This is a genomic window from Pelolinea submarina, assembly GCF_003966975.1.
In the GTDB taxonomy this organism is placed as follows: domain Bacteria; phylum Chloroflexota; class Anaerolineae; order Anaerolineales; family Anaerolineaceae; genus Pelolinea; species Pelolinea submarina.
Map to the genome: position 1 here is coordinate 3048200 of NZ_AP018437.1, position 12203 is coordinate 3060402.

Here is a 12203-nt window from a genome sequence, read left to right on the forward strand (position 1 = left end):
GTGCTCTATTCGGCAGGGGCCGTTTCGGTCGCAGCGGCTTCAGACGTGGGCAGTTCCAGGGTCGGAGTTTGCGTCGCTGCAGGCGTCGGTGTGATCAATCCGTCCAGGGTGAAATCGATGTTGACTACTTCACCCACATCCCCCAAATTGCCGACGTAATCCTGGTTGAAGTAGACTTCCAGCGCAGACGCGTTGCCGGTCAACAGGTTGACGCTGACATTTCCGGAATAGGTATACACATTATCGGGAACCACACGTCCGCTGAAAGTCTCCGCGCCGTCTACTGTCACGCGCAAGAAAGCGCGGTCATGCGCGATGATGACAACCTGCAAAGGAGCGGTGTTGACGGTAGCCACGATAGTGGGGGTCGCTTCCACTACGGCCACACCGGGGAGGGGTGTGACCTCTTCGGCCGCCGCGGTGCTCTCAGCCTGCTCGGTCTGCGCCAGGTTGGGTGCCGGCGATTCGCTGGGTGTGTTTTGCAGCATCTCGGAAATGGAAGGTGCTTCGGTCGGTCCTCCGCCGCTGTGGCTGAAAACCTGAGTAGCGCCCCAAATGATAAAGACGAACAGCCCGATAATCAGGATGCTGCCAATGATCAGATCGGGATTGATGATCTTGCGCCAGCGCTCCGGCAGATTGACATTGACCGAGACAGCCGGTTTTTCCGCTTTGCGCTGCGGGCGCAGCCGTTCTTCGCGCTGCAGCTGCAACGCCTGGCTGAAGAGATCCATCAGCGCCGTCTCTTCCATTCCGAGGAATTGGGCGTAATTATTGAGCATTCCGCGGCCCTGAACCGTGGAGGGCAGCACATCGTAATGACCTTCTTCCAGAGCAATCAGGAATGCGCGTTTCAGGTTGGTGAAATTCTCGATGTCCGCCAGGCTCAATTCCATAGCCTTGCGGCGGGTTTGCAGCATGGTGCCGATCTGGTTGAAGATGTCCTGGGAAGTCTGTGGTGGCTGGTTCTTAAGCGAAGTTATTTGTCCAGCGCCCTCTTCACCACTATCTGCGGCATTTTGGCGCCCCTTCAGGAAAGGCAAAAGGCTGCTGATTTTATGTCCAAAGGCAGCCAGCCAACGGACAGCTTGCAGTAATACTCCTTTGATACCGGCAGGAAGTTTATCCTCAAGTGTTTCCGCAGCAGGAATTTCCTTTTCAGATGTTTCACTGGAGGAAATTTCATCAGAAGAAATTTGGCTTTGCGGTGCCTGGTCTGAGGGTTGATTCCCGTCTAATTCAATATCCGCCGGCAATTCAGGAGCAGGAGTGCTTCCTTCTTCCACAGAAATGGATTCGGATATCGGCGCGGGTAAGTCGGCTTCAGATCGAACATCCTCGGCATCATCCGTCATCACAGGTTCGTCTTCCAACTGGTCCGGTTCGATCGCAGGAGGTCGAACGGATGATTCAGGCTCTGCCGGTCTTTCGGGGAGCAGCTTTTTCAACCAACCCAAAGGTGATTTCGGTTCACTTTCCGCAAGAGATCCTGCTTGGGCAGCCAACTCCGCCGGCGGTTCTGCTGCGGAGGCTTCCCACAACGCCAACAGGTCCGCATAGGACAAACCCAGGAATTCGGCATATAGACGCAGGAAACCACGCGCCTGCGCGGCTGAATTCAGCAGTTCAGGGTGATCGTCTTCCAGATTTTGGAGGTAATGGGCGCGGATATGTAATTCATGCGCAGCATCATCCAGACTGATGCCGGCTTGATTGCGCGCATGCTGCAATTGCTGCCCTACGGTTGGTTTCATTGCTTCAGATTATAAAGGAAATAGGTAAAAACGCCGGCCTGATTTCTAAAGAACAGGCCGGCGGTCAAGGTCGTGAATGATTAGGCTTCTTCTTCAGCCGGTGTATCGGTTTCTGTTTCTTCCACCGATTCTGCAACCACTTCTTCTACTTCAACAGCTGCTTCGGGTTGTTCTTCCGGGGTTTCCTCAACTCTTTTGGTTGATTTGCGTCCGGGTGCTTTATCTTCCTTCTTTTCCTCGTCGCTCTCAATAATCACTTTGAGTTCGGGAACCAGGTCAAACGTCAGGCGGATGCGCACCATGTGCTCACCCACTTCACGCAGCGGTTCGGATTCCAACAAGTGGCGGTCAAGGTTGCTGTTTAATTTCTCGTTGACTGCGTCAATAATCGCCTGCTGGGTGATGGAGCCATATAGTTTACCGGTCTCGCCAACTTTGGCTTTGAAGGTCAGTTCCAAAGCTTTGATCTGTTCAGCCAAACCGCTCATTTCTTCATTCAACATTTCACGTTGTTTGGCCGCGGCAGCCTGAATTTTTTCAATCTGCCGTAATGCGCCAACTGAGGCAGGTACTGCCAGTCTTTGAGGAATCAGGAAATTTCGCGCGTAGCCGTCGGCTACCTTTTTCACTTCTCCGGCACGTCCCAGGTTATAGACGTCCTTCATTAGCATTACTTTCATTGGTCAAGCCCTTTCTCTTTCAGAATTTTTTCTAACGCGAAGGGTACAACGCGTCGAACCGCAATTCTACCATGACTTTGGTAGTTATATTTGCCACAGATAAACACGGGTAAAACAAAAAACCTTTGTTATGTATTTGATGCACACAGATTTTGCGTGAAGAACTTCCGGGCAATTTTACCTTCAGCTTTTTTTTAGCTGGAAAATCATCAGGGCGCACACAAGTGCGCCCTGATGTTAGGTTATTTCAATCAGGGGATATTGAAAAAGTTTAAATCTCCCGAATTGTCCGCATCATTTCCGAAATAGAAGGTGTTAATAAGGTCCACATTGAACGTTCCATTGACCGCGATACCACTGCCATAGTTGCCGACGAACGCGCTGTTCAGGATCTTCACCACCCCATCCTCCGTTCCCATGCGCACCATCATGCCATCCTCATTGGCAGTAGCGCCGTTCGAGAAGCATTGCACATTCGAAATGGTCGCGTCCAAACCCGCCAGCAGGTCCAACCCCTGGTAGCCGTTCTTGGCCGTCCACAGGTTGGTGACCGTGAGCGCACCGCCCGCGTCGGCAAAAATGCCCTTGCGGCCATTCTGATCCGCTACGATAGATGTCAGGTTGACGTTCCCGTTGGACAAAACCGTCAAGCCATCCACATCATTTCCGCTGAAAGTATTCTGTCCAAGAGTTCCCAGAACAGTCACCTTTGCGGACGGACTGGAGCTATTGTCGATGTAGGCGCCATACATACTGGTTTGGGCGGAAACGTTGTTTAGTGTGACGTCACCCATGGATTGGATATACAAACCATAACCGCTTGCATTTCCAATGATGGATGTGCGCGTCACGATGACCGCCTGCGGGGTGGCAGCGGAGGTATTGGACAAGCGTATTCCGTTGGAATCATTGCCCCGGTCCTCCATATAACTCAACGTGATAACCCCCTTGGAGTACACATCGATACCCGCGTTGCCTTCGTTGTCAGCGCTGATGATGCGCGACAAGGTTACATTCTTCGCGCTGGCCGAATTGGTGTTGTTGACGTACAGACCGGTCTCGCCGTTCTCCTTAACCATGATATTGGACAGCGTAATGGTGCCCAGCGAATACACCTCCGCACCATAATTGCCATTGCCGGAGATATTGTTATAAGCATCCTTCACACTGTTCTTCACGAGAATGTTGCCATACCCATTTAAGAAGTTGTTATAGAGGGCTAAACCGGAGTTCAGTTCATTATCGCTGGCATTCACGTTGGTGATGGAAATGTTTCCCGCGGAGTTCACAGAAAGCCCGGAATATTTATTGCCGGAGAAGTCCGACAAACCCAATGTACCGGAAAGGGTTACATTGCCCACACCCGTGCAGCCGCTGGAGTACATGCAATTATCCAAAGTGGCGCCGTTGTCATTCAGGTTGTTGCTTGCGCCGACGTTCTTCAACGTGATCGCGCCGATAGATTGTACGTTGAATCCATAGGTCGCATTTCCATTAAAGGTGAGGCCGCTGAGGCTGACCGGACGGTAGGCACCGGCACCATAGTTGCTGATGATAGCGCCGTTGCCGGAGCGGCTATAGTTAGCGCCGCCATTGATCCAATTGACCACACCTTTGGTCTGGATACTCACGCCAGCATAGTCATTGAAATCAAAACTGGTATCTTTAAGAGTGACTGTTTTACCATCCACATTTTCATTCGAAAGGTTCGCTCCGCGGTACCCGTTGTAATTGATGGTGGACCCTGAAATGGCGATGTTCCCTTTGGTGGTAATATACACACCCGAGTAGTTGTTATCGCGAACGTCCAGACCGTATCCACCTTTAGGTGCGGTAACCGTTACATTTCCGGTCCCATTGTTAAAGGTATTATCGATGTAGACACCCATGTAGCTGCTGTAGTTGCCATTTTCCTGGCTTGCCCCGGTCATGTTAAGCAAATATTTTCCATATTCATCCGCCACCACGCTGCTGACCCGTACATAATACATGCCATCGGTCGGCAACGTGTATGTGATCTGCGCTACGGTGCCGGTACCGCTGTTATCGTCCGCAGTCAAGAGCACCCAGTTGGCATCGAAGAGCTCCAAATATGGATCAAAGTAATCACTGCTCAATAACAGTTCAATCGATTGGCTAACTTCTCCAACAAAGTACCAAATCTCGTCATATTCCGCTTCATAAGGCAATCGGTCTTTTATTTGGTCTCCTGTATCATCACGGATCTCCCAATAATGCTTCGAGCTGCGCAGCACCTGCACGGAAGTCAGGGTGACCGGTCCAGTGCATTTGATATACAATCCATCCAATTGGTTATCGTTTATCTCTGCGTAAGCCAGGACCACTTTTTTATTGGCGGGACCGCTTGAATTGTCAAGCCATACACCGGATGTACCGCTGGTAGCGTTATTATTATTTGCCATGAAATGCTGCAGAGTAATATTTCCATGTGTCTGAATATAAACACCCTCGCTATTGTTTCCGGAAAATGAGTTGGTTTTACCGGCGGAAGCATTCAGGGTGACGTTGCCGATGCTATTCTCATAATCATTATCGACCGTCAGGCCATTAAGCCCGTTATTATCCGCCACGATGTTAAGCAGATTCACACTGCCTCGCAAAATGAGATATAACCCGGAGTTAACGTTATTGTTGAATTTATTATCACTGCCAATGATGCTGATATTGCCGCTGCCCTTGCAACCCGGAATGCTGCCGTCATATATACAGGTATCGATCAAGACACCCGACGCGCCATTCAGATTGGCCTGCACGCTGTTCAGGGTTACTGAACCCAGACTGTAGAGTGTCAGCCCATAACTGGAGGCGTTGCTGTTGAACACGCCATTGGTAATCTTCACGACCTGGGCTTTTGAGGCGCCGGAATTATTGATATCTACGCCCAAACCATTGGTGTTGTCATTGGAGGTGACATTGGTCAGCGTGACCGCGCCTTTGGAGTTGATGGTCAAACCGCTGCCGTTGGTCGAGCCGGAGAAATCCGCGTCGGTGATTGTAACAAACTTACCTTCTCCATAGGAGTTATTAATTGACGCACCCAGGCGGTTGCCAGTGGCAGCAATATTGCTCAATGTCACCGTGCCTGACCAGTTGATATAGATCCCGGTCTCTCCATTCCCGGAGAAATCGCAAATGTTGCCCTTTGTTCCGATAATGCGGTAACCCCCGGATCCGACGCCTACGTTGGTGCTGATTCCGCGGGCGCTGATATTGTCATGGGCATCGACATCCTGTATCGTAATATTGCCTTTTGAGCTGACAATCAAACCCGTGATCGCATTAAAAGAGAAACTGCTGTTCTTGATCGTGATGGTTTTAATGGCCGGGCCGGTGTCGTTATTGATATTAGCCCCGACATAGCCATTATGCTCCGCCACGCACTTATCCACCATAATATTCCCGTAGGAATGGATATAAATACCATAATGGTCATTACCGGAGGCGGAGTTCACCCATTCCCCCGCAGGCGGGACGTAGGTAACGTTCAAGGTGACTATCCCGCTGCGGCCAGTGTACCCATTAACGAGATAAACGCCATCATAGTTGCCATCCGCCTGGAAAGAGGACAAAGTAATGTTTCCACTGGAGAGAATTTTAAAACCAATCCCGTTGCTACTGCTTCCATTGTTATTACTGATATTGGGTAAGTTGCCGGATATCGTCACAGAGCCATTTCCCAGACATCCGCCGGTGGCTGAATCATAATCACAATTATCAATATTAACCCCCAACAGGCCATTATCCAACGCGGTGATGCCATTGATGTTAACGTTCCGATAAGATTCAACCTCAAAACCGGACCCGCCGTTATTGCTGGATGTACTATTGTAAATGGTAACGGTCCCCGTTCCGGCAATATTTTTGATGTAGATACCATCGTAGTCATTGATGAGGCCGTTTGCGTCAGCCGATACGTTCTTCAAGGTGACCGTGCCCGCGTTGATCAGATAGATACCGTAAATATCATTGTTATCCGCGCGAACGTTCTCCAAGAGGATGTGGTTGTTGGGTGTTGTTTCGTTGAAATAGAGGCCGTTGCCATAACTCAAAGCACCAATTGCACTCTCGTTATCACTAAAAACGCTATTTTTGATGGTGATGCCTTTCGCGGAACTGATTCTCGCGCCATTGCCATAATTATCGCTGGCGGAAACGCCATTGAATGTCACCAAACCGTTCGAGTTAATATTCACGCCGGCCCAGTAGCTGCCCACGATCCCGCTGCCGTTATGGCTGAATTCGCTGTTGGTCACCGTGACCCCGCCGCTGCCATTCCTGTTATCCAGATTCAAGCCATAATTCGCATTATTGTTCGATTTAACCCGATCCACATTCACAGCACCGTTATGGATAGCTACAGTAATTCCCGAAGAGGTGGGTGATGAGACATTCAGGTCCGAAAGGTTTAAAATGCCGACATTATTACTGAGCGAAACATAATAACCATCGATGGTAAAACCACTCAGCGTAAAACCCAACACAGTATTACTGATCGTAATATTCCCGTTGATGAAGGTATTACCGGAAGTCCCATCACTGACCAGCCCTTTCAATTTTGCCAGATTTCCGTTACCAGAACTGCCATCAATGGTCACGTCTTCGTTGTACGTATCCGCTTCCACGTGCAGGATGCCATCCGTAGGTACCAGGTTGTATGTATCGATGTAATTAAGGGCATAAGTGATCGGATCATCGGCAAACATACAAAGCGAATCGTCCGGACAGGAACCGCCGGTTTTTACGACTGCGAACTTTTGAGTTCCCACCATCCACCAGGGATCAGCCGAAGAAATGACTTCCTGACCCTCCTGGCTGGCCATATTCAAGGTCTCGCCATCTTCATTTTTGATGACGATTTCTACATCGTCGGTTTCAGTATCCCCCTGAGCGTCATCAGATAAAGCATCCTCGGTAATTTCCGGGGATACCGCTTCTTCTGTTTCGCCGTCCTGTCCATCAGCCGCATCCTCCCCATCGATCGGTTCGGGGTCCTCTGCGGGGTTCTCTTCCGTATCCGTCTGACCGGATTCATCTTCGCCGGCGGGAGATTGAACTATTTCGCCCTCGTCCGGCTGCGCTGTTTCCGGCAGCTGATCCGTTATGACCGGTTCCGCTTCAAGCGTTTCAGCCGGCAAATCCGGCGGCAGGCTGTCATCCGCATAAACTGAGTGAGGAAGCAGCATACTTAAAAAGAAAATCAAACTAAAACCTAAAATTATTGTCCAACCCTTCCATGTACCATTTTGAAACATCCTCATCATTTCCTCCGTTGTCAAATTAAGTCAGCACTCCCTTACCCCCTTTAACCACGTAAAAAGAACCCTGCGAAAAAAAATTAAATTTCAGATAAATCGATTTCGGAACTCCGCATTTTTATTTCCCGAAATTAACGCGGCTTAAAGATATTATATGTATTTTTTATACATTGACAACTAATTTTGACTGTTCATATATTTTTAACTGAAATCAGTGGATAACAGATAAACGGACCTTTCGACACCCCACGCTTCGCTCTGGGCAGGCCCCACGCTTCGCTCTGGGCAGGCCCCACGCTTCCCGTTCAATAAGCTCAGGGCAAGCGCTCTGGGCAGGCCCCACGCTTCCCATTCGACAAGATCAGGGCAGCCGCTCAGGGTTCGTTCTCTGTTTCATTCTCATTTCTTCTTAATACACCCACTCTTCAAACAATGGAGTCAAGTCGCAGGCGCAGGTTTCTTCGGCTAAAGTTTTAAATTTCTGGCCATCCGCAATTCCCCAGCGATATTCATCGGTATAGGTACGCAGGAGCGTATTCAATTCATCCTCGCCCAGCTTTTCTTTCAGCGCCGCAAAGAATAACGGTCCGCGCCCATATACGATTGGGCCGTATTCATCCTCGCTGTAGGCTGCGGCGGGCATACCGATAGGTATGGACTCCAATTTAACACTGGCCCAACGCTGATACCAGCTATCCACGAAACCTTCGGCGTTGTTTTCGCCATAACGATCGACATAATATAGATAGGTAGCGTACTGAACCAGGCTTTCGTCCAGCCAGGGTTCCTCAATCTGATCGCTCATCACCTGGTTAAAGAACCACTGGTGCGCAATCTCATGCGCTACCACCGATTCCAGGAAAGTCAGATTACCGATGTTGTGGTCAGGGTTGTAATAATACAGCGACAGAGAAACCGCGGAAGAGTACTCCATCCCGCCGGCAAACATAGGGGTGCTGATCAGATCCAATTCCGTGTAGGGGTAAAGCCCAAAGCGTTCATTGTAAGATTCCAGCGCGTGTACGGCTGATTCCAAAACCAGCATGCCGCCATCACGGTATTCATCCAGAAAAAAGCTGGTGACCTTGGTGTCGCCCACCTTGCGGCTGGCCGATAGAAACAACGGACTGGCCGCCAGAAAGAAATCGCGCTGCGGTCCGCCGGCATAACGCACTACCTGGCGCCCATCCTGGTCCGAGCTGCTGATCGCCACGCCCGACCCGGCCAGCACCAGCTGCGAAGGCGCGCTGACCTGGACGTCAAAAAAAGCCTCATCACTATAAAGCATATCGGCGTTGATAGGCGGATCTTCCACATTCCACCCCTCTTCGTTGTAGACCGGGATGATGGGGAAAAACTGATCCAACGACAAGATCTCGTCCAGGTAGACGTACAAACCATAATTACCTCCCATTTCGGAAGGAACTGTCTGATTAAAGTCCATACAGATGCTGACCGATTGGCCCGGTTGTAATTCATCCGGCAGCTCAACGCGCATGGCTGTGTTGCGATGATCCAGCACTACCTGCACCGGCTCGCCATCCACCTTCAAGTCTGAAACAGTCATGTAGGAGCCTGAGTTATTCGGGAAAAGCCGGAAATACACTTCCTTCAGGGGTACGTCTTCATTGTTGCTATAAAGCACTTTTTGATATCCAGCGATTGCAGAAATACTATCCGCTATCTCAATCTCAATCCGATAACGCGTTGCCGTTTTCATCTCCGCTAATACCGGCTGGTAAGTTTCCACCAGATTGGCATCATATTGTGCCAAAGGATCCGCCGCTGTTGGGGTAACCTGCGACCGGCCTTCAGCTTGATTCGCAATTTGTGTTTGGACAGCCGGCAGAGATGCACATCCCGCCAGGGAGAAAAGCAGTATAAGAGAAATTAACAAACGGTTGGTTAGGGTCATCTTTACTCAATCAATTGGTATCAGTGTCAGGTTTGGATTGGACCATGGCGAAGGTTACCCCGCTGGGTTCGTTGAACAGGCAAATGCGTGAACGGGGAGAGATATCAAAAGGCGCTTCAACGATGAAACCGCCCTTTTCCTCAACTAAAGCGACTTTGGCATCAATATCTTCGACCTGAATGTAAATGGTCAGAAAGGGCAGTTTGGCCCGCTTCAGCGTAAAAATGGCGCCCTCCAGACTTTCCTGCTTGGGAGTTGTTTCGGGAATCAGGTAGAAACCCAGGCGCTCATTGAAGTCAATCTGCCAATCGAACACCTCATGGAAAAACGTTACGGATTTTTCCATGTCGTTGCTGGCCAGTTCCCAAAATACCACCGGATTCGTCTGCATTAGCTGCCTCCTGATTGATTATCGCTAATGAAAAATATATCAGAACTTTTTCGAGATTGCACGTCCTTTTTTTAACACAGAAGACCGTCTCTTCAGACGGTCTCTGCTTTTGGCTGCGGCATCCGTTTATCGGATTCCGAGGAGGGATGCCGCAGCTTTACGTTGACTACTACTCATATGGACACCACCTCCTCATCCTAAAGGATAGCAAGGTAAGCGAGAGTTTTGTTCTCTCTAATTTCATTTTACACCATCTCGAAAGCAGCTCAAACAGTTTTGCGCGGCCGCTCTCTCAGCTATAATTGGATGTTAATATGGAAAGACAACCCAAACTTTCATCCAAGCGCATTCTTTTTGCCGCTCTGGTGCTGCTGGCCGTTTTCGGCATCACACTCAATTGGTTTCATCTGACACCCGGCAGCTGTTACAGCAAGGGCATGGCTATCGGTGCTTCGGTTTGCCACCAACTACCCACGCATTCCTACATCCGCGACGATATCCAGTTTCCGCTATGCGCGCGCTGCAGCGGCCTTTATCTGGGCTGTTTCATCGGCTTCCTGTATTATCTGACACAGGGGAAAAAAGCTGGGCTGCCCGCCAAAGGCTACCTGATTCTGCTGGGCGTGCTGACGCTGGCCTGGGGCGGGGACGGGACCAACTCCTTTATGAGCGACATCCTCAACCGGCCATTCCTGTACACCACCAACAACATCACGCGTCTGGTGACCGGTTTCGGCATGGGTTTGGTGCTTTCCACTGCCCTGATCACGCTCTTCAACCTGACCATCTGGAAAGCGCCCCTCAAGCAGCCGCTGCTGTTCTCCCCCTGGCAAGTGGGCGCTTACGCAGGCGCGTCCGCGCTCATGGGCTTGCTGCTGGTTTTTTCCGGGGCAACCATTTTCCTGTCATTGGCAGGCATCGCCATTTTGATGGTTGTACTGGTAATTTCGTTGCTGTACACCGTCTTCTGGGTGATTGTGACCCGCCATGAAAATTCCTTTGAGCAGCCCATCCAATTATGGCTTTTCATGCTGGCCGGGTTCGCCACCGCTGTTCTGCAAATCACCCTGATGACCGGCCTGCGCGCCTGGTTATTGGGATAAAATTAACTTAAAGTGTAAATAGAACCAAATAAGGAAACCAATGGGAAGTGCTTTAGGAATTTTTTCAGCTTTCGGATTATCGGCCTCCGCCGGACTGAACGCGTATATTCCCCTGCTGGTGATCGCCCTGACCGCGCGTTTCACCGACCTGATCAAACTGAACAGTCCATGGGACGCGCTGACCAGTTGGTGGATCATCGGCCTGTTGGTGGTGCTGTCGCTGGTGGAATTCCTGGTGGATAAGTTCCCGGTAGTCAACCACATCAACGACATTTTCGTGCAGAGCGTCGTGCGTCCGGCCGCCGGGGCGATCGCCTTCGCCGCCAGCACCAACGTCATCAGCGACGTGCATCCCATCCTAGCCATCGGGCTGGGCATCCTGGTAGCGGGCAGCGTCAACCTGGTCAAGAGCGCCGCGGTGCGCCCGGCCGTCAGTGCTGTGACTGGCACCAGCGGCAACGTGCCGGTCAGCGTAGCCGAGGACGCCACCTCCACCACCCTGTCAGTGCTTTCCGTGGCAGCGCCTGCCGTGGTGGGTATCCTGCTGGTGCTGTTGGGTACATGGATATTGTATTATTTCTTCCTGCGCACCCCGGACGAAAAAGACTAGACCAGCTTACGCACATCCAGATCGGGATTTTCCGCAAACAAGCTCTGAAGTTCGCGCAGCCCCGCGCGCGCCTGTTCCTGTAATTCCGAGGGCAGGTCCAGTTCGGTAAACTCATCCTCGTCCAACACCATTTGGCGCCCGTCCGGGAAGACCAACAGGTCCAGCGCCAGGTCGTCGTAGCGGATAAAACCGTCTTCGACTTTCACCGGTTTGGTCACGTTGCAGTACCAACCTTTCAAATGCCCGTCATCGCGGTCGTAGATCTGATAGATGTTGAAATACTTCTCCAGCAAATACAGTTCCAGGAAACGGTCATTGTGCTTCAACAGCATGCTATTAAAATCAAAGTCGCTGCGATTGAAGTGCGCCTCGAACAAGTATCCGCGCGCGGATTGGGCAATCAACTGGCCGGGATAGCGCCAGACTTCCTCTCCCAAATGGTTATTCTTAACGATGGTTATGGGTAAATTCATT

At 50.7% G+C, this 12203-nt stretch carries 8 protein-coding genes; 2 read left to right on the top strand and 6 right to left on the bottom strand.

What is annotated here, in order from left to right:
• Positions 1-5: 5 nt before the first annotated feature.
• The 5 genes from Pelsub_RS13555 to Pelsub_RS13575 all read right to left on the bottom strand — a co-directional run bounded on the left by Pelsub_RS13555 (position 6) and on the right by Pelsub_RS13575 (position 10016).
• Complete coding sequence (locus Pelsub_RS13555) at positions 6-1754, bottom strand: helix-turn-helix domain-containing protein (RefSeq protein WP_116225572.1); 1749 nt, start codon at positions 1752-1754, stop codon at positions 6-8.
• Between the two features lie 80 nt (positions 1755-1834).
• Positions 1835-2434: a 50S ribosomal protein L9 gene (rplI, locus tag Pelsub_RS13560; protein WP_116225573.1), complete on the bottom strand. Its 600-nt coding sequence runs from the start codon at positions 2432-2434 to the stop codon at positions 1835-1837.
• Between the two features lie 251 nt (positions 2435-2685).
• Complete coding sequence (locus Pelsub_RS13565; RefSeq protein WP_158675120.1) at positions 2686-7707, bottom strand: right-handed parallel beta-helix repeat-containing protein; 5022 nt, start codon at positions 7705-7707, stop codon at positions 2686-2688.
• A 412-nt stretch (positions 7708-8119) separates the two neighbouring features.
• Positions 8120-9625, bottom strand: coding sequence for a M1 family metallopeptidase (locus tag Pelsub_RS13570; protein WP_116225575.1), 1506 nt, complete (start codon positions 9623-9625; stop codon positions 8120-8122).
• Positions 9626-9635: 10 nt separating this feature from the next.
• Positions 9636-10016: a VOC family protein gene (locus tag Pelsub_RS13575; RefSeq protein ID WP_116225576.1), complete on the bottom strand. Its 381-nt coding sequence runs from the start codon at positions 10014-10016 to the stop codon at positions 9636-9638.
• A 314-nt stretch (positions 10017-10330) separates the two neighbouring features.
• Here Pelsub_RS13575 and Pelsub_RS13580 point away from each other — a divergent pair, with 314 nt between their 5' ends.
• Together Pelsub_RS13580 and Pelsub_RS13585 are read left to right on the top strand one after the other, a co-directional pair.
• Positions 10331-11119: a DUF2085 domain-containing protein gene (locus tag Pelsub_RS13580; protein WP_116225577.1), complete on the top strand. Its 789-nt coding sequence runs from the start codon at positions 10331-10333 to the stop codon at positions 11117-11119.
• A gap of 40 nt (positions 11120-11159) precedes the next feature.
• Positions 11160-11729 (top strand): DUF4126 domain-containing protein, encoded by a 570-nt coding sequence (locus Pelsub_RS13585; protein ID WP_116225578.1) that lies wholly within the window; start codon positions 11160-11162, stop codon positions 11727-11729.
• On the opposite strand, the gene Pelsub_RS13590 is transcribed toward Pelsub_RS13585, so the two are convergent.
• Positions 11726-12202, bottom strand: coding sequence for a DUF402 domain-containing protein (locus Pelsub_RS13590; protein WP_158675121.1), 477 nt, complete (start codon positions 12200-12202; stop codon positions 11726-11728). The genes Pelsub_RS13585 and Pelsub_RS13590 overlap by 4 nt on opposite strands.
• Between the last annotated feature and the right edge of the window lies 1 nt (position 12203).

Bases quoted from the DNA above. Each gene is read 5' to 3' on its own strand.
- Pelsub_RS13555 (WP_116225572.1), bottom strand. From the start codon at position 1,754: ATGAAACCAACCGTAGGGCAGCAATTGCAGCATGCGCGCAATCAAGCC.
- Pelsub_RS13585 (WP_116225578.1), top strand. From the start codon at position 11,160: ATGGGAAGTGCTTTAGGAATTTTTTCAGCTTTCGGATTATCGGCCTCC.
- Pelsub_RS13580 (WP_116225577.1), top strand. From the start codon at position 10,331: ATGGAAAGACAACCCAAACTTTCATCCAAGCGCATTCTTTTTGCCGCT.
- Pelsub_RS13590 (WP_158675121.1), bottom strand. From the start codon at position 12,202: ATGAATTTACCCATAACCATCGTTAAGAATAACCATTTGGGAGAGGAA.
- Pelsub_RS13565 (WP_158675120.1), bottom strand. From the start codon at position 7,707: ATGTTTCAAAATGGTACATGGAAGGGTTGGACAATAATTTTAGGTTTT.
- rplI (WP_116225573.1), bottom strand. From the start codon at position 2,434: ATGAAAGTAATGCTAATGAAGGACGTCTATAACCTGGGACGTGCCGGA.
- Pelsub_RS13575 (WP_116225576.1), bottom strand. From the start codon at position 10,016: ATGCAGACGAATCCGGTGGTATTTTGGGAACTGGCCAGCAACGACATG.
- Pelsub_RS13570 (WP_116225575.1), bottom strand. From the start codon at position 9,625: ATGACCCTAACCAACCGTTTGTTAATTTCTCTTATACTGCTTTTCTCC.